The following is a 24,041-nucleotide window of genomic DNA, read 5'->3' on the forward strand; positions in this document are numbered from 1 at the left end:
AAAAGACGTCGCCATGCCTAGCCTTGGTAACCATACTTTACTTGAAGAACTCATTGATCCAAGCGACATGGCTTTTGTTGACATTTTTTAGAGGAGCCAAAGAGTTAAAATCTAGCTCCCAACGTTTAAATAATACGAACAACTGGTTTATTGTACTCTGCGATACTGGCTCATTTAGCTCAATTATTAAATCCAAGCCGCGGCCAGTTACCGACTGATAATTTGGCAGAGAGTAAATCCACTCAAAAAACTTATCTTCATCTTCCTGACACCAGAAACTTGGCCCTTTTACTGTAATCTGCACGCATTTTCCTTGTATGGCTAACGTCTTAGTATTTATGCGCTGCACTGTTTGCAGGGCATAAATCGCTTGTTGGACTTGGCCGCTGCCACATCCATTTCAAGTGATATCAATGATGCTATAGGAATTAACTTTTTTGCGGTAGCGATTTTTATATACAGTTTGATGGTAATTACTTGATATCGTTTTACCTTTTTCCATTCTTTCACGCTTATTTTTTGCAGATGAATCGCTATCTAACGACTCAAAACTCCAAGGAATACACCTCCCCTCGGAGTTGCCGCGGGCGAATAGACAAATTGCGTGAGTCTCGCCACGGATGGCGAGCTAGCTTTCGCAGGTGCAGGGACGCATCCTTCGGAAGCGATAGCAAATTTGTCAATGAGCACAAGGGGCTTTCAACTCCGTTGGGGCGTCTTGGAGCATCCAAGGAGGATAGGACGAGCAGTCCTCCTTGGTCGGGTGTGGGGGGAAGCCCCACGACTTTGATTTTGATTAAAGTATTCAAACTACGAAAAAGATGGGATACATAACTTCTAAGTCGAACCATCAACTTTTCTATAGGCAAAGCTTTACTTGGTCTATTTCCCTTTTGAACTGCAAAACACACTTTGGGGCAAAAAGCTTTTAGCCAGATGAACAGTTCGATGGTCGTAAAGATTGTCATTGTTGCAACTGTGACCGTTGGCGACATGGATGTCGCCGTCGAGCCTATAGGGACATATTCACGGCGCGTCACTGGGGAAACAATGACAATTCATCCTACACACCTGACGACATACTTATCTAGTTTTAGGGCATATCCTCTTCGTTAAAGCCTAATATCAGACTCAAAATAGCACTTTGAGCTTGGCTACTTTATCATTGGCATTTATTGCCATTATTACTGTCTTAGTTGCGACACGACTCTGCTTGAGTGTATTCCTTTGTGCTCATTCTGCGTATTAGTCTGTGTCGACTCTCTTTCTTGAAAGGATATCTGCATGACTTCCCATACCACGCCTTCTACTACTGAGCTTTCAGCAACAGAGCTATCCACAAAAGAACTCTCTTCAAAAGTGCCATCACCAAACAAGCTTCCCGCAGCAGTTTCAGCAACCGATGTCGCTCCACTATTGAAGATTATGGAGAAGCTACGCGATCCGCAAACGGGTTGTCCTTGGGATAAGGCGCAGACTTTTCAAACCATAGTGCCTTTTACCCTCGAAGAGGCCTATGAGGTGGCCGATACGATTGAACGTTTAGCCTTAGACGAATTGCCCGATGAGCTGGGGGATTTATTATTCCAAGTGGTGTTTTATTGTCAGCTTGGCAAAGAGCAGGGCAGGTTTGATTTCAGCACAGTCGTCAATAAAATCACTGATAAGCTGACCCGCCGTCATCCCCATGTGTTTGGTGAAGCCACGTTTGAGGCCGATGCCAGTAGTCAACAAATGAAAGCCAATTGGGAAGCAATCAAAGCCAGCGAGCGTGAACAAAAGGCATTAGCGGCTGGGGTGACTTCACCAAGCGAGGTTTCTGTGCTGGATGATATTCCGCGCGCACAGCCAGCGTTATCCCGTTCTATCAAAATTCAACAGCGGGTCGCGCGCGTTGGGTTCGATTGGCCTGAGCTTGAGCCCGTTGTCGCAAAAATCCATGAGGAAATTGAGGAAGTGCTGGCGGAGGTGAACCAGCCAACGCTCGACCAAGCCAAAGTTCAGGCCGAAATGGGTGACTTATTATTTGCAGTGGTGAATTTGGCGCGTCATTTAAAGGTGGACCCAGAACAAGCGCTGCGCCAAGCCAATGTTAAATTTGAACGCCGTTTTAAAGGTGTAGAGGCATTTGCGAGACAAAATAATAAAGCATTAGAAGAACATAGCTTAGAAGAGTTAGATGCCTACTGGGATAAGGTTAAACAGGGCGAGCCAAGATAAAGGGCAAATTATCCTGATTGGTGTTTGTCGAATGGCAACACCTTTGGTATACTACTGCCCCGTCCTAGTGCTTTCTTACAAGCACGTATTTTCAAACTCATTTTCTCAGGTTCAGCATGACTACAAGGTATATCTTCGTTACTGGTGGTGTGGTTTCATCACTAGGTAAAGGCATTGCAGCCGCTTCATTAGCCGCAATTTTAGAGGCCCGTGGTCTCAATGTAACCATCATGAAACTGGACCCATACATTAACGTTGATCCAGGTACCATGAGCCCAACGCAACATGGTGAAGTGTTTGTGACTGAGGACGGCGCAGAAACAGACCTCGACCTAGGCCACTATGAGCGTTTCATCCGCACTAAGATGAATCGTCGCAACAACTTCACCACAGGCCGTATTTACGAAGAAGTATTACGTAAAGAACGTCGCGGTGACTATTTAGGCGCGACAATTCAGGTGATCCCGCACATCACTAACGCGATCAAAGAAAAAGTATTAGCTGGTGGCGAAGGTCACGATGTGGCTATCGTTGAAATCGGCGGTACTGTGGGTGATATCGAATCACTGCCATTCCTTGAGTCTATTCGCCAATTAGGCGTTGAACTGGGCCGCGATCGTACCCTGTTTATGCATTTAACCTTAGTGCCATTCTTAGGCGCTGCGGGCGAAGTGAAAACGAAACCGACTCAACACTCTGTAAAAGAGTTGCGTTCTATCGGTATTGCACCAGACGTATTGATCTGCCGTGGCGACCGTGCGATTCCTGCCAACGAGCGTGCGAAGATTTCGTTATTCTGTAACGTTGAAGAACGTGCGGTTATTTCATTAAAAGACGTCGACAGCATCTACAAGATCCCAGCGCTGCTGCGCTCACAGGGCTTAGATGACTTAGTCGTTAAGCGTTTTGGCTTAGAATGCCGCGAAGCTGACTTGTCTGAGTGGGAAAACGTCATTTACCAAGAAGCTAATCCAAACGGCGAAGTCGTGATTGGTATGGTGGGTAAATACATCGAACTGCCAGACGCTTACAAGTCAGTCAACGAAGCATTAAAACACGCAGGTCTGAAAAATCGCGTATCTGTGACTATCAAGTATATCGACTCACAAACCGTAGAAGCCAAAGGCGATGAAGTTCTGCAAGGTTTAGACGGTATCTTAGTCCCAGGTGGCTTCGGTGAGCGCGGTGTGGAAGGTAAGATTCAGGCGGCTAAATTTGCCCGTGAAAACAACCTGCCATACTTTGGTATCTGTTTAGGTATGCAAGTGGCACTGATTGAATTTGCCCGTAACGTTGCTGGCATGGCCGATGCTCACTCAACCGAATTCAATAAAGCAACGCCATTCCCAGTGGTTGGCTTAATCACTGAATGGGTTGACGAAGAAGGTAATGTTGAACAACGCCATGAAGCCTCTGATTTAGGTGGCACTATGCGTTTAGGTGCGCAGTTATGTCACCTGTTGGAAGGCTCAAAAGCGGCGCAAGCGTACAAAGGTAACACTTGTGTTGAGCGTCACCGTCACCGTTACGAAGTGAACAATAAGTACAGAGAACGTTTAGAACAAGCGGGTCTGGTATTTAGTGGTTTATCTTCTGACCGTAAACTGGTTGAGATGATTGAGCTCAAAGATCATCCTTGGTTTGTAGCGGGTCAATTCCACCCAGAATTTACTTCGACCCCACGCGATGGTCATCCATTGTTCGAAGGTTTCGTTGCTGCCGCGAGTGCACATCAAAAACGTGATCTGAAGAAATAAATTTTAAGGCCGGACCCGCGACAGTGGGCCCGGCCTTTTGTTACACTCAGGCCGCGTAAACATGAGTCAAAACTCATACCCATGTGTATAAACGACATGCGTATAGACGGAAATAGTAAACGGAATTTAAAGATTTTGGTCGTACTCTACATCTGTTAATTCCCATTGGTATTGGTTTTTTCTTTTCTCTTTTAAACTTAAATCGAGGGTAATATGGCTAAGATTATTAACGTGATTGGTCGCGAGATTATGGATTCTCGTGGTAACCCAACAGTTGAAGCCGAAGTGCATTTAGAAGGTGGTTTTATCGGTATGGCGGCTGCGCCATCTGGTGCTTCTACCGGTAGCCGCGAAGCACTAGAACTGCGTGATGGCGACAAGAGCCGTTACTTAGGTAAAGGTGTATTAACTGCTGTGGCTAACGTAAACGGTCCTATCCGTGCTGCGTTAATCGGTAAAGATGCGACTGCCCAAGCCGAACTTGATCAAATCATGATCGACTTAGACGGCACTGAAAACAAAGACAAGTTAGGCGCTAACGCGATTCTCGCTGTGTCTTTAGCGGCGGCTAAAGCGGCTGCAGCATTCAAAGGCATGCCTCTATACGCTCACATCGCTGAATTAAACGGCACACCTGGCCAATACGCTATGCCAGTGCCTATGATGAACATCCTTAACGGTGGTGAGCACGCGGATAACAACGTTGATATCCAAGAATTCATGGTTCAACCTGTTGGCGCGAAAAACTTCCGCGAAGCTTTACGTATGGGCGCTGAGATTTTCCACACCCTGAAGAAAGTACTGCACGGTAAAGGTTTAAGCACTTCTGTGGGTGACGAAGGTGGTTTCGCTCCTAACCTGTCTTCTAACGCTGATGCATTAGCGGTAATCAAAGAAGCTGTTGAATTAGCGGGTTACAAGCTGGGTACCGACGTGACTCTGGCATTAGACTGTGCGGCTTCTGAGTTCTACAAAGACGGTAAATATGACCTGTCAGGCGAAGGCAAAGTATTCGATTCAAACGGTTTCTCTGACTTCCTGAAGTCACTGACTGAACAATATCCAATTGTCTCTATCGAAGACGGCCTGGACGAGTCAGATTGGGATGGTTGGGCATACCAAACTAAGATCATGGGCGACAAGATCCAATTAGTGGGCGACGATTTATTCGTAACCAACACTAAGATTTTAACCCGTGGTATCGAGAATGGCATTGCTAACTCAATCCTGATCAAGTTCAACCAAATCGGTTCATTAACTGAAACCTTAGCGGCTATCCGTATGGCAAAAGCGGCGGGTTACACTGCGGTTATTTCACACCGTAGCGGTGAAACTGAAGACGCTACTATCGCTGATTTAGCGGTAGGTACAGCGGCTGGCCAAATCAAGACCGGTTCATTGTGTCGCTCTGACCGTGTGGCTAAATACAACCAATTGCTGCGTATCGAAGAGCAATTAGGTGAAAAAGCACCGTATCGCGGTTTGAAGGAAATCAAAGGTCAGGCGTAATTTAGCCGACCGATGTAAAAAGGCCACCACTTGGTGGCCTTTTTTGTTGTACTATCTGCAGTATCTTTTTTTAATCCAAGACATTGACGCTAATTCCTCCATGAAATTTTTTGTCATTGCACTCATAGTGCTACTCGGTTTACTGCAATACCGGCTGTGGTCGGGCGATAACAGTCTGCCCGAATACTTTGTTCTGCAAAAACAGATTGCTGCTCAGCAAGATGGTAATGCAAAACTCAATGAGCGTAACCAAGTGCTTAAAGAAGAAATTATCGATCTTAAGAGTGGTACCGAAGCGATTGAAGAGCGGGCGCGTAACGAGCTTGGCATGGTGAAAGAAGGCGAGACCTTCTATCGCGTGGTGGGCGGTGACCGTGCAGTATCGAGTCCCTCGCAGTAACGGAGCACAAATGGATATCGTCTTAGAAGCCGCGCCACAGACTGAAACAGAAGTCGCTATTCAGCTGGATCCTTTTTCACCTAATGTGGTTGCGATTGTGCCAGCCGCAGGGATTGGCAGCCGCATGGGCGCGGGTAAACCCAAGCAATATTTAACTTTGTTGGGGCAAAGCATTCTGGCTCATACCTTAGACAAGTTATTGTCCCATCCGCAAATTAACCAAGTGATTGTCGCGCTGCATCCTGAGGATACCGAGTTTGCCGCGTTGCCCCAGGCCAAGCATCCCAAGCTGGTGACTGTTATTGGCGGCTCTGAGCGCGCCGACTCAGTGCTGGCGGCACTCGATAAGGCGCCCGACAATGGTTGGGCTTTAGTACACGATGCGGCTAGACCCTGCTTAACGGCGCAAGACATAGATAAATTGCTGGCTTCGCGGGTGCACTTTCCCCAAGGTGCCATTTTGGCGATGCCAGTCCGCGATACCATGAAGCGCGCCAATAGCTTAGGTGAAATCAGCTCGACCGTTTGCCGCGATAATCTCTGGCATGCCTTGACGCCGCAGTTATTCCCAACCTCCTTGTTGCGATTGCATTTAAAAGCCGCGCTTGCCGCAGGGGCCGTTGTGACCGATGAAGCCTCGGCGATGGAATGGGCGGGAATTTCCCCTGGATTAGTCGCTGGGCGGGCGGATAACATTAAAGTTACCCATCCCGATGATTTGGAGTTAGCAGAACTTTTTTTACTGCGTGCTAAGGCTTGAAGGCAAGCTGAGTGAATTGCGCAATTGATTAAATACGTTAGGAAATAAGTCATGAAAATCCGTATCGGCCATGGTTTTGATGTTCATAAATTTGGTGAACCGCGCCCGTTAATTTTATGCGGGGTCGAAGTACCCTACGAAACGGGGCTGGTGGCTCATTCCGATGGTGATGTGGTGCTGCATGCCATCTCCGATGCCATTTTAGGGGCGATGGCCCTTGGGGATATAGGTAAACATTTCCCTGATACCGATGCCGCTTATAAGGGCGCCGATAGTCGCGTTTTGCTGCGTCATTGTTATGCCTTAGCGCGGGCGAAGGGATTTGAGCTGGGTAATCTGGATGTCACTATTATTGCCCAGACGCCTAAAATGGCACCGTATATCGAGGATATGCGCCACGTGCTGGCAGCCGATCTCAATGCTGATGTTGCTGACATTAATGTAAAGGCCACTACTACAGAAAAACTCGGATTTACTGGCCGTAAAGAAGGTATCGCGGTCGAAGCCGTCGTATTACTCAGCCGCCAATAGCCTGCAACTTTAAGAGATAAGAAAGACCCATGAGCGAACTACATTACCTGTACGGCAAACCGACGGGCACCGCAGATTTAAGAACCGTTAACAGCGACTTTATCGTCAAAGAGATTTTGCCTTTTAGCCCGTCGGGCGAGGGCGAACATCATTTAGTCCACATTCGTAAGGATGGATTGAACACGGTACAAGTGGCTGAAATGCTGGCGAAGTTCGCTAAGGTTCATCCCAAAGAAGTGACCTATGCAGGACAAAAAGATAAAAATGCCATCACAGAACAGTGGTTTGGCATTCGTATCCCAGGTAAAGAAACCCCTGCGTGGAGCGAGCTAAACAGCGAGCGTTTAACCATATTATCCAGTAGTCGCCACAGCAAAAAATTACGTATTGGCGCGCTCTTGGGCAACCGTTTTATCCTTACCCTGCGCAATGTCACAGACGTGGAAGACATTATCAGCCGCATCGAGAAAGTCAGCCAAATAGGTGTGCCCAATTATTTTGGTGAGCAGCGTTTTGGGCATGATGGTAAAAACCTGGTGATGGGACGGCAAATGTTGGCGGGCAAAAAGGTGAAAGACCGTAATAAGCGCAGCATGTATCTGTCTGCGGTGCGCTCCAATCTATTCAATACCGTTGTCTCCTATCGTTTAGCCAATTATGGCACTAAACCCTTAGCGGGGGATTGCGTGATGCTGGCGGGCAGCAAAAGCTTTTTCGTTACGCCTGAATGGGATTTAGTGGTATTAAAACGTTTGATTGAGAAGGATATTCAACTTTCTGCGCCACTTTGGGGTCGCGGAAAAATGCTGCCGCAGGGCGAAGCCGCCGAGGTTGAAACCCAAGCCATGGCTGAGCTGGGCGACGATTGCTACGGCCTTGAGCACGCAGGTCTTGAGCAGGAACGCCGCCCATTGCTACTGGAACCTCAAGGACTTAAATACGAGCAAACCGCGGATGGATTGGTACTCGAGTTTATTTTACCTGCGGGTAGCTTTGCGACATCGCTGTTAAGAGAGCTGGTTGATTATCAAGATGTGAAAGAGCTGCAATGGCAAGCAACAGTTACGCCGGATACGAATGCTCCTGAGGCAAATACTGCAACTGAAAGCGATGTTGCAGAGGTCAATCTAATCGATAATGGCGAGTCCACTTTATGATCCGCATCCTTGTCAGCAATGATGATGGGGTGAATGCGCCGGGAATAAAAGCCTTAACGGAGGCGCTTGCCGAAATCGCCACTGTGATGACGGTCGCACCTGATCGTAATTGTTCCGGTGCAAGTAACTCTTTAACCTTGACTAATCCATTAAGAATTAATAGGTTAGATAATGGTTATATTTCGGTGTACGGTACACCAACAGATTGCGTCCACTTAGCCATACGGGAGCTCTGTGATGGTGAGCCGGATATGGTGGTATCGGGCATCAATGCTGGCGCGAATATGGGGGATGATACTTTATATTCGGGTACGGTCGCGGCGGCAATGGAAGGGCGTTTTTTAGGCTTCCCCGCGGTAGCGATTTCGCTTAATGGCAAAGCCTTTAAGCATTATCACACTGCCGCCGTTTACGCGCGGCGAATCGTGCAGGGGCTATTAGCGCACCCGATTGCCAGTGATCAGATCCTCAATATCAATGTGCCGGATTTACCGTTGGATGAGATTAAAGGCATAAGAGTGACGCGCCTTGGAGCGCGGCATAAAGCTGAAGGCATTGTGCGTACGCAAGATCCCGCAGGACGAGAAATTTTTTGGCTCGGCCCACCGGGTGTTGAACAAGATGCGAGTGAAGGTACCGATTTCCATGCCATTGCTCATGGTTATGTGTCGATCACTCCGTTAACCGTAGACTTGACCGCGTATAAACAATTATCGATATTGCAAAATTGGGTAGATAAAATATGACTCGAGTTGCCTTAACATCGGCGGTGAATTTAGCGAAAAAGCTTCAGGATGCGGGGATCCGCAATCCAGCCGTGCTTAAGGCAATATCCTATACACCACGCGAATTGTTTCTTGATAATGCGTTAGCCCATAAAGCCTATGAGAATACAGCCTTACCTATTGGTCAAGGGCAAACCATTTCTCAGCCTTATATCGTCGCGCGAATGACTGAGTTACTGCTGCAGCATCAGCCACATAAGGTGCTTGAAGTTGGAACGGGCTCAGGTTATCAAGCGGCGATTCTCGCCCAATTAGTACCAGAGCTTTGCACTGTGGAACGTATAAAGACGTTACAGATCCAAGCAAGGCAAAGATTAAAGCGGCTCGATCTGCATAATGTTTCCTTTAAGTATGGCGATGGCTGGCAGGGCTGGCAGAATCGTAGTCCCTATAATGGCATTATGGTCACCGCAGCTGCCGCAAAGGTTCCTGAAGCGTTATTATCCCAGTTAGCCGAAGGCGGTGTATTAATTATCCCTGTGGGTGAAGAAACGCAGCAATTGATGCGGATTACGCGTCACTTGGATAGTTTTAGTTCTGAAGTGATAGAGACAGTCAAATTTGTTCCTTTAGTAAATGGTGAGCTTGCATAGCGCGTTTATCGATTTATAAATTACTAAAACAGTAAGATAGCCCCAAAAAGGAGTTTTTATTGTTGAATGCGGGTTTACTTTTAAACCTCAGTTTACTGTTGTTGCTTGCGGGCTGTAGCTTTCAGGCGAGTCGCCCCGCACCTGTCGAAAGTCTTTCCCACAATTATTCAAAGCACAACAAAGGCAATATTAAATCCAATTCATATAAAGTTAAGAAAGGCGACACTCTTTACTCTATTTCTTGGGCTGCAGGCAAAGATTACGCCGAAATTGCTAAAATTAATCAATTAGATAAATCGTATACCATCTATCCTGGTCAGGTTTTGTATTTAACATATGACCATAATCAAAATAGTAAACCTTCTACGACTTTAGGTGGAATTAATTCGGTAAATAAAGGTGGATATCAGCATAATAAAAATAAAAAACAATCAGTTAGTGATGATTTTTCTCAGAATTCTGTATCTAGTGAAACACCGAAAAAAACACTTGATCAGAAAGCAAAGCCTGCGTATTCTGCAACAAGTTCCCAACAAAATATTAACCCTTTAATAATTGCTCCGACATCGACACTACCCGATAGTGTAAGCCAGTGGCAATGGCCTGTAAGAGGTAAATTGATAGGAACATACTCTGCCAATGAGCAGGGAAATAAAGGTATTAAGATCGCAGGAAAACGTGGAGATATCATCAAAGCTGCAGCAGATGGGCGGGTGGTATACGCAGGTAGTGCGCTTAGGGGTTATGGTAATTTAGTTATTATCAAACATAGTGACGATTACCTTAGTGCTTATGCTCATGCGGATCAGATCGTAGTCGATGAAAAGCAACATGTCCTCGCTGGACAGACGATTGCTAAAATGGGTAGTACAGGTACTAATCAAGTAATGTTACGTTTTGAAATTCGTTACCATGGTCAGTCTGTTAACCCACTCAACTACTTACCTAAGCAATGATTGTTTAGGGCCTTGTTTTGGCATGGAGGATAATAAATTGCAGTAATACAAGCAGTTAAATTAGGTTTGGGAGATTCGATCATGAGCCGCATAAATAGCACTGCCGTAGAAGAACTAGTAGATTTTTCCGTTGATGCCGCAGAGTTTGATCTCGATAAAGAGGATATCGCCGCTGATTTAGTTCAAGAATTAGGACTCGAACAACAGGTTCAAGATGACCTGCAAAAAAATCTTGATGCCACACAACTCTATTTAGGTGAAATAGGGTTTTCCCCACTGCTTAGTGCAGAAGAAGAAGTTTACTTTTCCCGTAAAGCCTTAAAAGGCTGCGAAAAATCCCGTAACCGCATGATCGAAAGCAACCTGCGACTCGTGGTTAAAATTGCCCGTCGTTACAATAATCGTGGTCTTGCGCTGCTGGATTTAATCGAAGAGGGTAATCTTGGTTTGATACGTGCTGTCGAGAAATTCGACCCCGAAAGAGGTTTCCGTTTCTCAACCTATGCGACTTGGTGGATCAGACAAACCATCGAACGTGCAATCATGAACCAAACTCGCACAATTCGCTTGCCTATCCATGTAGTAAAAGAGCTTAACGTATATTTACGTACAGCTCGGGAATTAGCGCAAAAACTTGACCATGAACCTACGGCAGAAGAAATTGCCGAGAAACTACAAGTATCCAGTGTTGACGTCAGCCGTATGCTGAAGCTCAACGAGAAGATCACTTCTGTCGATATTCCCTTAGGTGGCGATAACGACAAGGCATTACTCGATGTGCTTGCTGATGACGATAACGTAGGTCCAGACTTTAAAGTACAAGACGAAGACATCTCTAACTCAGTTGTGAAGTGGTTAAATGAACTTAATACCAAGCAAAGAGAAGTGTTAGCGCGACGCTTTGGGTTATTGGGTTACGAGCCATCAACTCTTGAAGATGTTGGCGCTGAAATTGGTCTCACTCGTGAACGTGTGCGCCAAATCCAAGTGGAAGCCTTAAAACGCATGCGCGATTTGCTGGGGGCGCAAGGGCTATCTGTAGAGGCTTTATTTAGAAACTAATGCTTAAGGTTGTTTAATCAACCCATAAAAAAACGCCCACTTTGTGGGCGTTTTTATTATTAAGTTACGATGAACAAAGCTATTTAACTCAAGCGTTTAAGCTCATAGAGTAAATCCAGTGCCTGTTTTGGGGTCAGGTTATCGGGATTGATGGCTTTTAACTTGCTTATGGCCGGATTCTCCACTGGCTCCGGCAGGGCTAACAAGGTTTGAATCGGTGCCTTTGTGCCCTCTACTTGATGGTCGCGACTCTCAAGCTGATGTAGTTTATGTTTTGCCGCCTTAATCACCCGAGCTGGTACACCAGCAAGGGCCGCAACTTGTAAACCGTAACTCTTACTGGCGGCACCTTCTTGCACCGCGTGCATAAAGGCGATGGTGTCTTCGTGCTCAATCGCATCGAGGTGCACGTTATAGACCCCAGCCATGAGTTCCGGTAACTGTGTTAACTCGAAATAATGGGTCGCAAACAGCGTCATCGCGCCGACTTGCTGTGCTAAATACTCAGCCGCAGACCAGGCTAATGACAGGCCATCGTAGGTTGATGTGCCGCGACCAATTTCATCCATCAAGACTAAACTCTGCGCAGTGGCATTATGGAGAATATTGGCCGTTTCAGTCATTTCCACCATAAAGGTTGAACGGCCTGAGGCGAGATCGTCTGAGGCACCAATACGGGTAAAAATTCGATCGATAGGACCAATAATGGCGCGATCTGCGGGTACAAAGCTGCCAATGTGTGCCATTAGGGTGATCAGTGCAACTTGACGCATGTAGGTCGATTTACCGCCCATGTTTGGACCTGTAACAATCAACATCCGGCGTTGATTGTGCAGAGTGACAGGGTTGGCGATAAAAGGCGTTTGACTCACACGCTCAACCACAGGGTGACGACCCGCTTCAATTTTTACCCCGATTTCGCTGCTCAGTTCTGGGCAGGTATAGCCTAAGGTTTCGGCACGTTCGGCAAAGTTACTGAGCACATCGAGTTCGGCGGCTGCTCTGGCAAAGGCTTGTAGCTCATGCAATTTGGGGAGGATTAAATCAAACAATTCGTCCCACAGTTGTTTTTCAAGAGCGAGCGCCTTACCTTGGCTCGACAGCACTTTTTCTTCATATTCCTTAAGCTCGGGCGTGATATAACGCTCCATATTCTTAAGGGTTTGACGGCGTTGGTAATTTAATGGCACTTGCTGTGATTGCAGACGGCTGACTTCAATGTAGTAACCATGGACTCGGTTGTAGCCTACCTTCAGCGTAGCAATGCCAGTGCGTTCTTTTTCCCGCGCTTCGAGTTGTACTAGATAATCGCTGGCACCTTCACTTAAGCCACGCCATTCGTCTAATTCGGCATTGTAGCCTTCACGGATTACGCCGCCATCACGGATAAGCATGGGCGGGTTATCGACAATAGCGCGCTCAAGCAGTTGTTGCTCTTCGGGAAACTCGCCTAAGAGTTGACCTAGTTTCACCGTATGGGGAGCACTTAACTGTGCTAATGATTGCTGTAATTGAGGCAATAGGTTTAATGCTTGGCGTAGGCGGGCAAAATCCCGTGGACGAGCGGTACGAAGCGCCAGTCTTGCCATGATACGTTCGATATCACCTAGGGCTTTAAGCTGCTCATGCAATGACTCATGGGCCGCGGTCGCGAGCAACTCATTGACCGCCGTTTGGCGAGCAAAAATCTGTGCATGGTCCCTCAACGGCTGATGGATCCAGCGTTGTAACATACGGCTGCCCATGGCTGTGGCAGTATTGTCGAGCACGGCTGCTAGGGTGTTATCCCGACCACCACTCAAATTTTGTGTCAGCTCGAGGTTGCGGCGCGTTGCCGCATCCAAGACAATCGTATCGGTTTGATTAAAACGGGTAATAGCATTGATATGGGGCAGGGCGGTGCGCTGGGTGTCTTTTACGTACTGCATCAAGCAGCCTGCCGCTTGCAGCGATAGGCGAGCATCGGTTATGCCGAAACCGTGTAAATCCTTAGTGCCAAACTGGGCCAACAGCAGTTTGATACTGGTATCGTAATCAAATTCCCACTCAGGGCGGCGACGTTTGCCTTTAAAATGATGCAATAACTCCAGTGCACCAAAATCTTCGCTATAAAGAATTTCGACCGGATTCGTACGTTGCAACTCGGCTTCGAGGGACTCCTTCGTCTCTAATTCGGCAATCACGAAACGGCCAGAAGACACATCTAGAGTCGCATAGCCAAAGCCCACTTTGCCTTGATAAACCGCGGCCAACAGATTGTCTTGCCGCTCCTGCAATAGCGCTTCATCGGTTAAGGTTCCTGGGGTGACAATGCGTACGACTTTACGCTCAACCGGACCTTTTGAGGTGGCAGGATCGCCAATTTGTTCACAAATCGCAACCGATTGGCCAATTTGAACCAATTTTGCGAGATAGCCTTCAACTGCATGGTAAGGGATACCCGCCATCGGGATCGGGTCGCCACCACTTTTGCCTCGGGCCGTAAGGGAAATGCCCAATAATTCAGAGGCTCGTTTGGCGTCATCATAGAAGAGTTCATAGAAGTCACCCATACGATAAAACAGCAGCATGTCGTGATGCTCTGCTTTCATGGTCAAATATTGACGCATCATCGGGGTATGTTTTTCTAAATCATCGGTATCTATAGGATTCATTAAATCGTTATCGTCCGCTATGCCGGCCCTGAAATAGGGAATAAAGTCATACAGTAATGGGAGATAAAATCAGTTGATTTGCACTATTACTGTCTAAAATCAATTGGCGCCAATCTTAGCAACAATTTACAGAAAATTGATCCTCAAAGCGTGGATATTCACTGATATCTTGATAAATCTGCAGTATGGGTGGGTAAAAGCTTGTCTAAATGGGAAAATTTTCTGACTGAAAAATAATTCATTCACAGGTATTGATACTGTATGATTGTACAGTATACTAGTCAGCAGATTACGACAAAGAGCCTCGCTTTTTGATCACCCGCTTTATTAAATTGAATATCACTTTTGACAGTACTGATGCTGTCTAGATGAGGGAACAGGAATGAAGGTCGATCCAAACAAAGAGAAAGCACTTGCTGCGGTATTGAGCCAAATTGAGAAGCAATTTGGTAAAGGCTCCATCATGAAGCTGGGCGAAGACCGCTCTATGGATGTCGAGACCATTTCTACTGGCTCACTTTCCCTTGACGTCGCCTTAGGGGCTGGCGGTTTACCAATGGGCCGTATTGTTGAGATTTATGGTCCTGAATCATCAGGTAAGACAACCCTGACATTAGAAGTGATTGCCGCTGCTCAGCGCGAAGGTAAAACCTGTGCCTTTATCGATGCTGAGCACGCTCTCGATCCTATCTACGCGAAAAAGTTAGGCGTAGATATTGATAACTTATTGTGTTCACAACCCGATACCGGTGAACAAGCTCTTGAGATCTGTGATGCGTTAACCCGTTCTGGCGCGGTAGATGTGATCATCGTTGACTCGGTCGCGGCATTAACACCCAAGGCAGAAATTGAGGGCGAAATCGGTGACTCACATATGGGCTTAGCAGCGCGTATGATGAGCCAAGCGATGCGTAAGTTAGCGGGTAACCTCAAGCAATCGAATACACTGTTAATCTTCATCAACCAAATTCGTATGAAGATTGGTGTGATGTTTGGTAACCCAGAAACCACAACGGGTGGTAATGCTCTGAAATTCTATGCTTCTGTTCGTTTAGATATTCGCCGTACTGGTGCTATCAAAGAAGGCGACGAAGTGGTTGGTAACGAGACTCGTGTCAAAGTCGTTAAAAACAAAGTGGCTGCACCATTTAAGCAAGCTGAGTTTCAAATCCTTTACGGTCAAGGTATCAACCGTACTGGCGAGTTAGTCGATTTAGGGGTAGCCCATAAACTGATTGAGAAAGCTGGTGCTTGGTATAGCTACAAGGGCGATAAAATTGGTCAAGGCCGTGCCAATGCGGGTAAATATTTGACTGAAAACCCAGCCATTGCCGCTGAAATCGATAAGACATTGCGTGAGTTATTATTGAGTAACCCAAGTGCACTGGCATCATCAGCATCCGATGATGATAATATCGAGGGGAATATTGATTTAGAAACAGGCGAAGTATTCTGAGCCAGTCTGCCCGTCAAATTGCGGTCGCGCTGTTAGCGCGCCGCGATTATTCCCGCCAAGAAATCCGCACAAAACTGCTCGAAAAAGGCTTTGAGGTCGCTGATATCGATCCTGTGCTTGATGATTGTGAAGCGTCAGGATTTATCAATGATAAGCGCTATGCCGAGCTTCTCGTTCGAAGCCACATTGCCCGTGGTCATGGACCAATACGCATTCGTCAAGCTATTGCTCAAAAGGGGCTGACTAAAGATTGTATCGAAGCTGCCTTATCTGCAAATGAGCATGATTGGTTTGAGTTGGCAAAAGCGAAAGCCATCAAAAAGTATACGGTCCCTAAAGTGTTTGAAGTAAAAGGCTCACTATCCCGCGAGCAAATTGCAAAAGAAAAAGCCAAACGAGTACGGTTTTTACTGAGCCAAGGCTTTAATTACGAACAAGTCACCTATGCCTTAGATTATGATCCTTTGGAAGATAATGATGACTAGGGCGTGTAGACGTTTCGAGATTACATTTTGTTCGTTCTGGCAAGTTCGTGCTCGCGAAACGAGGAATGATGTGTAGTTTACTCAAATGACGAGCGGCTCTTATGACAGAAAGTAAGAGCAAGGGCTTGCCAGACGAACCCTTAGGGTAGCATTTGGCTGGCTTTTCTGCCGCGTTATCGTCCGTTTATGTAGAATAACTACACTGCACGGACTTTGCCTTGCATAAAAGCCAGTCAAACTGCTGCAAAAATAACCCTGAAACGTCAACACGACCTAATGTAATCATATAAACTTGCCCTGGTAAGTTTGTGCTTATCATTCTTAACTCAGTTCATCTCCCTCACAGAATTAGTCCTTTTTCACCACTTTCACCTTGGGTTGTTGTGATAAGCCCTGTATTAGATGAAAACTCATCGAAAATATTAGACTCCGAAGCGCGATATCGCTATTCAAGGCTGGTCGTCTTTCTTCAGTCTGCTTATAATGCTGGGCAAATAGAAATACGGCTACCTTATGGTGTAGCTGGTCATGCTTACCCAATTCAGGACGATTTCATGTATCAAACGACAGCAGCGCTTAGAAGTGCTTTCCTCGAATTTTTCCGCAGCAATGGTCACCAAGTTGTGGACAGTAGTTCTCTTGTACCAGGCAATGATCCCACGCTTTTATTTACCAACGCCGGTATGAACCAGTTCAAGGACGTGTTTCTTGGCATGGACAAACGTAGCTATACACGTGCGACCACTGCCCAACGCTGCGTCCGTGCGGGTGGTAAACACAACGATTTAGATAACGTTGGTTACACCGCGCGTCACCATACTTTCTTCGAAATGCTGGGTAATTTCAGCTTTGGTGATTACTTCAAAGAAGATGCGATTCGTTTTGGTTGGACCTTCCTGACTGAAGTATTGAAGCTACCAAAGGATCGTCTGTGTGTAACTGTTTATCAAACAGATGATGAAGCCTTTGAAATTTGGAATAAAAAGATTGGCGTTGCTGCTGAGAATATCATCCGTATCGGTGATAACAAGGGCGCGCCATATGCTTCAGATAACTTCTGGCAAATGGGCGATACTGGTCCTTGTGGCCCTTGTACCGAAATTTTCTATGATCACGGCGACCACATTTGGGGTGGACGTCCTGGTAGCCCAGAGGAAGATGGCGATCGTTTCATCGAAATTTGGAACATCGTATTCATGCAATACAATCGTCAAGCCTCTGGTGAGATGTTGCCGCTGCCAAAACCTTCAGTCGATACTGGTATGGGGATTGAGCGTATCGCTGCGATTATGCAGGGGGTTCATTCAAACTACGAAATCGATATTTTCCGCGCCTTGATCGCCAAAGCAGCCGAAATCATCGGCGTGACAGACTTATCTAACAAGTCACTGCGCGTGATTGCCGACCATATTCGTTCATGCGCCTTCTTAGTTGCAGATGGTGTGATGCCATCGAACGAAGGTCGTGGTTATGTACTGCGCCGTATTATTCGCCGTGCCGTGCGTCATGGTAACAAGTTAGGGGCAACTGAAGCCTTCTTCTACAAGTTAGTTCCGACGCTAATCGAAGTGATGGGCGATGCCGCTAAAGGTTTAGCCGATACTCAAGTGATTGTTGAAAAAGCCCTTAAAGCTGAAGAAGAACAGTTTGCCCGTACGCTTGAGCGTGGTTTAGGCATTCTGGATAGCGCGTTAAACGAATTGCAGGGCGACACCTTAGACGGTGAAACAGTCTTCAAACTGTACGATACCTATGGCTTCCCAGTGGATTTAACCGCTGACGTATGCCGTGAGCGCAACATTATCGTCGACGAAGCGGGCTTTGAAGCGGCTATGGCTGAACAACGTAGCCGTGCTCAAGCCGCGGGTAACTTCGGCGCCGATTACAACGCAGCACTTAAGATCGATGCTGAAACCGCATTCTGTGGTTACTCAGAACTTACTGGCAATGCTAAAGTCACCGCGCTTTACCTGAACGGCGAGTCAGTTCCTGCAATCAATGCGGGTGATGATGCCGTAGTGGTGCTCGATGTAACGCCTTTTTATGCTGAATCGGGCGGCCAAGTCGGTGACAAGGGCGTATTAGTGGCTCAAGGTATTGAGTTTGCTGTTAGCGATACGCAAAAGTTTGGCCAAGCTTCAGGCCACAAAGGGACCTTAATGGCTGGTAGCTTAAGCGTTGGTCAAATACTTGAAGCGAAAGTGGATAAAAAGCTACGTCACCGCACTCAGTTAAACCACTCTGTGACTCACTTATTACATGCTGCGCTGCGTCAAGTGTTGGGTACTCACGTTACTCAAAAAGGTTCGTTAGTTGACCCAGAGCGTTTACGTTTCGACTTCTCTCATTTCGAAGCAGTCAAACCTGCTGAGCTGAAACAGGTTGAAGAGTTAGTTAACACCCAAATTCGCCGCAACCATGAGCTGAAAGTCGCTGAAATGGCGATTGATGAAGCCAAAGAAAAAGGCGCTATGGCACTCTTCGGTGAGAAGTACGATGCTCAGGTGCGTGTTGTCACCATGGGCGATTTCTCTATCGAACTGTGTGGCGGTACCCATGTTGGCCGCACCGGTGACATTGGTCTGTTCAAAATTACCTCTGAAGGCGGTATTGCTGCGGGCGTTCGCCGTATCGAAGCGGTAACCGGCGCGGCAGCGATGGCCTATGTGGCACAGCAACAGGCACAACTTGAAGAAGCGGCAGCACTACTGAAAGGCGATACTCAATCCGTTGTGACCAAGCTTAAAGCCCAGCTGGATAAAATGAAGCAGCTTGAAAAAGACATGCAGCAACTGAAAGATAAGTTAGCTGCGGCAGCCAGTGCGGATTTAGCGGGTGATGCGGTTGTGGTTAATGGCGTTAACGTGCTGATTAAGAAGCTGGAAGGCGTTGAGGCGGGTGCACTGCGCGGCCTGCAAGATGAGTTAAAGCAAAAGCTGAAATCTGCCGTTATCCTGCTCGGTGTTGCTCAGGAAGGCAAAGTAAACCTTATCGCGGGTGTGAGCAATGACTTAGTTAGTAAAGTCAAAGCTGGTGAACTGGTTGCTATGGTTGCTGCACAAGTGGGCGGTAAAGGTGGTGGTCGTCCAGATATGGCTCAAGCGGGTGGTAGCCAACCAGAAAATCTGGATGCGGCTCTATCTCAAGTATTACCTTGGATTACTGAGCGTTTAGCTTAAGAGGTTGCTGTGCTCGAAAAACGAAAGCTTAGTGGTAGCAAGCTTTTTGTGAAGAAGTTTGGCGGCACTTCGGTGGGTTCGATTGAACGCATCGAAGTAGTTGCTGAGCAGATTGCAAAGTCCGCTCACAGTGGTGAGCTGCAAGTATTGGTCCTTTCTGCTATGGCAGGTGAGACAAATAGGCTATTTGCGCTTGCGGCGCAAATCGATCCCCGCGCAAGTGCGCGGGAACTCGATATGCTTGTCTCTACGGGTGAGCAAATCAGTATTGCGTTAATGGCGATGGCGTTGCAACGCCGTGGTATCAAAGCAAGATCCCTGACTGGCGATCAAGTGCAAATCCATACAAATAGCCAATTTGGTCGGGCGAGTATTGAAAGTGTTGATACGGAGTACTTAACCTCCTTGCTGGAACAAGGCATCGTGCCTATTGTGGCTGGATTTCAAGGGATCGATCCTAATGGCGATGTCACCACTTTAGGTCGTGGTGGTTCGGATACGACGGCTGTGGCGCTAGCGGCGGCGCTAAGAGCCGATGAGTGTCAAATATTTACCGATGTACCAGGCGTTTTTACGACAGACCCTAATATCGACAGCAGTGCTAGACGTCTCGATGTGATTGGCTTTGATGTCATGCTCGAAATGGCTAAGCTCGGTGCTAAGGTGCTTCATCCTGACTCGGTCGAATATGCGCAACGGTTTAAAGTACCGCTGCGGGTGTTGTCGAGTTTTGAAGCTGGTCAGGGCACATTAATTCAATTTGGTGATGAGTCTGAGCTTGCGATGCCCGCATCCGTACAAGGAATTGCGATCAATAAGGCCTTAGCAACCTTGACCATTGAAGGGTTATTTACCAGCAGTGAGCGTTATCAAGCCTTATTAGCCTGTTTGGCTCGACTTGAGATAGACGTTGAGTTTATTACTCCTTTGAAATTGAATGAAACGTCACCAGCGGAGTCTGTCAGCTTTATGTTGGCCGAGACGAAAGTGGATGTTTTATTGCATGAGCTTGAAGTTTTAAGTGAAAGTCTTGATCTAGGCCAATTGAATGTTGAGCGTCAACGTGCAAAAGTGTCCTTAGTTGGCAAAGGTTTACAGGCAAAAGTTGGATTATTGACTAAGATGTTAGATGTATTGGGTAACGAAACAATCCATGCTAAGTTACTTTCGACATCGGAGAGTAAATTGTCAACTGTGATCGATGAAAGGGACTTACACAAGGCAGTTCGAGCGTTGCATCACGCATTCGAGCTAAATAAGGTGTAATTAAATAACTGTTTGAGTATTGAATACTATTAATTTGTACTCAGCTGACCCTATAATAAGCCCATCTACCGGATGAGTGCCGTGTGTAAGCTGAATTAAGACATAAAGGAGCTATCGAATGCTGATTTTGACTCGTCGTGTTGGCGAAACACTGATGATTGGTGATGAAGTCACAGTTACAGTGCTAGGGGTAAAAGGCAATCAAGTGCGTATCGGTGTGAATGCACCGAAAGAGGTTTCTGTTCACCGTGAAGAAATCTATCAACGCATTCAATCTGAAAAATCAGGTACGCCTTCAGAAGGCGGTAACTTTTAATACGAAGCTTATGCGAGTATTAGTCAGATAAAAAAGTCAGTTTTTAAACTGACTTTTTTATTTTTGAAACCGAAAGATTGGCGTAAATCAACACATTGGCTTGATATAACCGCAATGTGATTAAAAACAGTTCAAATGGAATCGGTTTCAGAAAAAGGGTTTGACTTATTTTCGTCAAACAGTAATATGTGCGCCAAGAAAACGGAGAGGTGGCCGAGTGGCCGAAGGCGCTCCCCTGCTAAGGGAGTATGGGCTTTATCTCCCATCGAGGGTTCGAATCCCTCCTTCTCCGCCATTTCTTACAAATAAAAAACTGCGCGTGTAGCTCAGCTGGATAGAGTACCTGGCTACGAACCAGGCGGTCGGAGGTTCGAATCCTTCCACGCGCACCATTTTTTATTGAAGCAAGATAGATACAAGTCGCGCATGTAGCTCAGCTGGATAGAGTACCTGGCTACGAACCAGGCGGTCGGAGGTTCGACTCCTTCCATGCGCACCATTTCTGCATCAGTTATGTTTAACTCATCAGGTTTGAATTTCAGAAGAAATTTTGTAATTAGTGCTTCAAGTAAGTGTTTTAAGCGCGTGTAGCTCAGCTGGATAGAGTACCTGGCTACGAACCAGGCGGTCGGAGGTTCGAATCCTTCCACGCGCACCATATTCAATCTTAATGCGAATGTGTTGAGATAACTGTTAAAACTGCGCATGTAGCTCAGCTGGATAGAGTACCTGGCTACGAACCAGGCGGTCGGAGGTTCGACTCCTTCCATGCGCACCAATTAGCTGACAGAGCAATTGCTTTGTTAGCAAAACGCAAAAATGCGCGTGTAGCTCAGCTGGATAGAGTACCTGGCTACGAACCAGGCGGTCGGAGGTTCGAATCCTTCCACGCGCACCATTTTAGTAAGCAATAGCTTACAAATGCAGACTTTGCGGAGAGGTGGCCGAGTGGCCGAAGGCGCTCCCCTGCTAAGGGAGTATGGGCTTTATCTCCCATCGAGGGTTCGAATCCCTCCTTCTCCGCCATTCTATTCCTAGTGAATAGATTTAATTTGCGAGACTTAAGTGCTTCTTCTAGACTAAAGTCTGTCGGTAAGGTAGCAACTTACCCAGTATTTAAGCGCGTGTAGCTCAGCTGGATAGAGTACCTGGCTACGAACCAGGCGGTCGGAGGTTCGAATCCTTCCACGCGCACCATCTACTTAGTTAGATTTAGATAAGCCTTGCAAGCAATTGCAGGGCTTTTTTTATGGGATTTTTCTGGATTATATTGCTTCAATCCTTATCTCTTGTTGAGCTTTACGCATTGATAGCCCGTCTTTTACGCCACGTTATGCTTGTTGAAATGCCAACGCCTTAAGCGATGATGTTTATCGCTCTGGCTTGCTATTTTACGTGTGATAAAGAGATAGCAATGGGCTAGCAATATCTGCCGTAAAAGAGAGAAGGGGAGATAAGCATGGAACAAGGGATCGATGAGCTTCTTTGGGTCTTAGGGGGGCGAGTTCTGAGAGAGGTTTGAAGAGTGTTAACGCGATTTAGGATGGAACAGGGGAAATAAAAAGGGCTGTAAAATACATAATGCCACTCGCTTAAGAGCGAGTGGCATTTTTACTTGGATATTTCACCGTTTTCTTTAGCACCACACGCGGGTAGCTGGGCCGCTTCCTCTTCGGGGGTAAAATCAACCGCTTGCCATTTTCCCTCAGTCGTTTTAAGTGCTGTGGGATCGCTCCAGGACTCCCTCTATCGCTCCAACCGAACTCATCCTGGATTAAAAACAGGGCATTAATGAAACTTATTCTCTGTGGCTCAACTTTATGCTGCACTGCCATGGCAGCCATCTCTAGCCGAACAATGTTGTAGGTCGTCAAGATCCCCCATAATTCTTGATACACCCCATCCTTCTTCTTACTGCGCAGGACCGGTTTATTTTCCAATTGATATTGCTTCAGCTCACCATAACCCCTCTCTACCTCCCATCGCTGCCAATACACCTTGAGCAAATCGTTCACTGGATAAGTGTCGGGACATAGGCAGGACGTGATAAACCCTTTGATATCACCTTTGGGTGATGGAATAAGGATAAGGCGGGCTTGCCAGCGCTCCCCCAGATAAGGCGCTTGTTGTTTAGCTTGGGGTGATACCGGCATCTCAACCAGATGGTCATACTCTGAGAATGACTCGATAATGCTATAGCGGGTCTTAGACTTTATCGGGGTTAACCAATGGGTGTTAGTCCCGCTTCCTTGCCAGCTGATGAGCAATTCGGCAGACATAAACCCACGGTCAAACAACGTGAGCGAATGCTCGGGAGCTGAGCCAACCAATTGCTGTGCGTAGTGAATTTCACTGTGGGTAACAGGCCCGAAAGCCGCATCAGAAAGTAAGTGGCTGCGAGTAGACATTAAAGTAACCGCCAGCACAGAGGGAAAAGAAGCCGTGCTTTGTGCAAAGCCAAAGTGATGGTTTTCTTCAGTGTTATGCGTCTTAAAATACGTCCCATCAACACTGAGCAATTTCAATCCCGCTATCTCATCAAATTCACACTGTGTTTCCCACTGTGCAGCGGTTGTTTTGAACAGATAACGCATGGGCTCTGAACCCAACTTTTCTTTGGCTTTGATGATGCTACTAGTCGCCAGTGGCGGGAGCTCCCCCTTGGCGTCGGGAAACGCCAGTGAGAGCGTATCACAGACTTGCTGAATCGAGCGGTTACGCATCAAACCAATACCTAGAACCAACCAAACAGCTTGCTCTGCAGGGAAACGACGGGTTCGAAGTGATGCCCTGCCAGTTTGTTGCACAGCCTCAGCCACCCAATCCATGGGAACATGTTTGGCGAATACATCAATATCCTGCGATTGGCAAAATTCAGCAGTAACAAGTAGCTCTTTAGAAAATTCAGACATAAAAAAATCAGCCGCAACTTAAGTTGCGGCTGATTATGAAGCC

19 protein-coding genes and 8 tRNA genes are annotated in these 24,041 nt (G+C 46.8%); 24 read left to right on the forward strand and 3 right to left on the reverse strand.

The window, feature by feature from the left end; genetic code table 11:
• Nucleotides 1-37 precede the first annotated feature (37 nt).
• A complete protein-coding gene (locus FJD32_RS05995; protein WP_011073503.1) occupies nt 38-304 on the reverse strand; it encodes a hypothetical protein in 267 nt (88 codons plus the stop codon).
• Nucleotides 305-1,284: 980 nt separating this feature from the next.
• Here FJD32_RS05995 and mazG point away from each other — a divergent pair.
• The 11 genes from mazG (at nt 1,285) to rpoS (ending at nt 11,730) form a co-directional block, all read left to right on the forward strand.
• Nucleotides 1,285-2,220, forward strand: a complete 936-nt coding sequence (gene mazG, locus FJD32_RS06000) for a nucleoside triphosphate pyrophosphohydrolase (protein WP_140906926.1) — start codon at nt 1,285-1,287, stop codon at nt 2,218-2,220.
• A gap of 116 nt (nt 2,221-2,336) precedes the next feature.
• Nucleotides 2,337-3,977: a CTP synthase gene (locus FJD32_RS06005; protein WP_037421150.1), complete on the forward strand. Its 1,641-nt coding sequence runs from the start codon at nt 2,337-2,339 to the stop codon at nt 3,975-3,977.
• A 213-nt stretch (nt 3,978-4,190) separates the two neighbouring features.
• Nucleotides 4,191-5,486 (forward strand): phosphopyruvate hydratase, encoded by a 1,296-nt coding sequence (gene eno, locus FJD32_RS06010; protein WP_011621904.1) that lies wholly within the window; start codon nt 4,191-4,193, stop codon nt 5,484-5,486.
• Nucleotides 5,487-5,586: 100 nt separating this feature from the next.
• Nucleotides 5,587-5,886, forward strand: coding sequence for a cell division protein FtsB (gene ftsB / locus FJD32_RS06015; RefSeq protein WP_086023979.1), 300 nt, complete (start codon nt 5,587-5,589; stop codon nt 5,884-5,886).
• A 10-nt stretch (nt 5,887-5,896) separates the two neighbouring features.
• The gene (ispD, locus tag FJD32_RS06020) at nt 5,897-6,646 is read left to right on the forward strand and encodes a 2-C-methyl-D-erythritol 4-phosphate cytidylyltransferase (protein ID WP_037426221.1); all 750 of its coding nucleotides are present in this window, start codon (nt 5,897-5,899) and stop codon (nt 6,644-6,646) included.
• Between the two features lie 51 nt (nt 6,647-6,697).
• Nucleotides 6,698-7,177, forward strand: coding sequence for a 2-C-methyl-D-erythritol 2,4-cyclodiphosphate synthase (ispF, locus tag FJD32_RS06025; protein WP_109277849.1), 480 nt, complete (start codon nt 6,698-6,700; stop codon nt 7,175-7,177).
• Between the two features lie 29 nt (nt 7,178-7,206).
• Nucleotides 7,207-8,334 (forward strand): tRNA pseudouridine(13) synthase TruD, encoded by a 1,128-nt coding sequence (locus FJD32_RS06030; protein ID WP_109277850.1) that lies wholly within the window; start codon nt 7,207-7,209, stop codon nt 8,332-8,334.
• Entirely contained in the window at nt 8,331-9,080 is a 750-nt protein-coding gene (gene surE, locus FJD32_RS06035; protein ID WP_037426213.1) for a 5'/3'-nucleotidase SurE, read from the forward strand. The genes FJD32_RS06030 and surE overlap by 4 nt, the downstream gene beginning before the upstream one ends.
• Nucleotides 9,077-9,712, forward strand: a complete 636-nt coding sequence (locus tag FJD32_RS06040; protein ID WP_037421172.1) for a protein-L-isoaspartate(D-aspartate) O-methyltransferase — start codon at nt 9,077-9,079, stop codon at nt 9,710-9,712. Before surE ends, FJD32_RS06040 begins: the two co-directional genes overlap by 4 nt.
• A gap of 59 nt (nt 9,713-9,771) precedes the next feature.
• On the forward strand, nt 9,772-10,668 hold the full coding sequence (locus FJD32_RS06045; RefSeq protein ID WP_140906927.1) for a peptidoglycan DD-metalloendopeptidase family protein: 897 nt from the start codon (nt 9,772-9,774) through the stop codon (nt 10,666-10,668).
• A gap of 81 nt (nt 10,669-10,749) precedes the next feature.
• On the forward strand, nt 10,750-11,730 hold the full coding sequence (gene rpoS, locus FJD32_RS06050) for an RNA polymerase sigma factor RpoS (protein WP_037421178.1): 981 nt from the start codon (nt 10,750-10,752) through the stop codon (nt 11,728-11,730).
• An 83-nt stretch (nt 11,731-11,813) separates the two neighbouring features.
• On the opposite strand, the gene mutS is transcribed toward rpoS, so the two are convergent.
• On the reverse strand, nt 11,814-14,384 hold the full coding sequence (mutS, locus tag FJD32_RS06055) for a DNA mismatch repair protein MutS (protein WP_037426206.1): 2,571 nt from the start codon (nt 14,382-14,384) through the stop codon (nt 11,814-11,816).
• A 382-nt stretch (nt 14,385-14,766) separates the two neighbouring features.
• Here mutS and recA point away from each other — a divergent pair, with 382 nt between their 5' ends.
• The 13 genes from recA to FJD32_RS06120 all read left to right on the forward strand — a co-directional run bounded on the left by recA (nt 14,767) and on the right by FJD32_RS06120 (nt 22,283).
• Entirely contained in the window at nt 14,767-15,840 is a 1,074-nt protein-coding gene (gene recA, locus FJD32_RS06060; RefSeq protein WP_037420979.1) for a recombinase RecA, read from the forward strand.
• Between the two features lie 74 nt (nt 15,841-15,914).
• Nucleotides 15,915-16,325, forward strand: a complete 411-nt coding sequence (locus FJD32_RS06065) for a regulatory protein RecX (RefSeq protein WP_055648572.1) — start codon at nt 15,915-15,917, stop codon at nt 16,323-16,325.
• 554 nt (nt 16,326-16,879) lie between these two features.
• Nucleotides 16,880-19,504, forward strand: a complete 2,625-nt coding sequence (gene alaS, locus FJD32_RS06070) for an alanine--tRNA ligase (RefSeq protein WP_055648571.1) — start codon at nt 16,880-16,882, stop codon at nt 19,502-19,504.
• A gap of 9 nt (nt 19,505-19,513) precedes the next feature.
• A complete protein-coding gene (locus FJD32_RS06075) occupies nt 19,514-20,770 on the forward strand; it encodes an aspartate kinase (RefSeq protein ID WP_037420970.1) in 1,257 nt (418 codons plus the stop codon).
• A 118-nt stretch (nt 20,771-20,888) separates the two neighbouring features.
• Nucleotides 20,889-21,086 carry a carbon storage regulator CsrA gene (gene csrA / locus FJD32_RS06080; protein WP_006082602.1) on the forward strand — a complete coding sequence of 66 codons (198 nt, stop codon included), beginning with the start codon at nt 20,889-20,891 and terminating at the stop codon, nt 21,084-21,086.
• 203 nt (nt 21,087-21,289) lie between these two features.
• Nucleotides 21,290-21,381 (forward strand) — tRNA-Ser (locus FJD32_RS06085).
• A gap of 20 nt (nt 21,382-21,401) precedes the next feature.
• Nucleotides 21,402-21,478, forward strand: a tRNA-Arg gene (locus tag FJD32_RS06090).
• Between the two features lie 30 nt (nt 21,479-21,508).
• Nucleotides 21,509-21,585, forward strand: a tRNA-Arg gene (locus FJD32_RS06095).
• A gap of 82 nt (nt 21,586-21,667) precedes the next feature.
• Nucleotides 21,668-21,744, forward strand: a tRNA-Arg gene (locus FJD32_RS06100).
• A 43-nt stretch (nt 21,745-21,787) separates the two neighbouring features.
• Nucleotides 21,788-21,864: transfer RNA gene (locus FJD32_RS06105), tRNA-Arg, on the forward strand.
• A gap of 43 nt (nt 21,865-21,907) precedes the next feature.
• A tRNA-Arg gene (locus FJD32_RS06110) sits at nt 21,908-21,984 on the forward strand.
• Nucleotides 21,985-22,020: 36 nt separating this feature from the next.
• A tRNA-Ser gene (locus FJD32_RS06115) sits at nt 22,021-22,112 on the forward strand.
• Nucleotides 22,113-22,206: 94 nt separating this feature from the next.
• Nucleotides 22,207-22,283, forward strand: a tRNA-Arg gene (locus FJD32_RS06120).
• A 395-nt stretch (nt 22,284-22,678) separates the two neighbouring features.
• On the opposite strand, the gene FJD32_RS06125 is transcribed toward FJD32_RS06120, so the two are convergent.
• Entirely contained in the window at nt 22,679-23,998 is a 1,320-nt protein-coding gene (locus tag FJD32_RS06125) for an IS4 family transposase (protein WP_140907888.1), read from the reverse strand.
• Nucleotides 23,999-24,041: the final 43 nt, after the last annotated feature.

It is taken from the genome of Shewanella sp. LC6 (genome assembly GCF_006385735.2).
GTDB classification, from domain to species: Bacteria; Pseudomonadota; Gammaproteobacteria; order Enterobacterales; family Shewanellaceae; genus Shewanella; species Shewanella xiamenensis.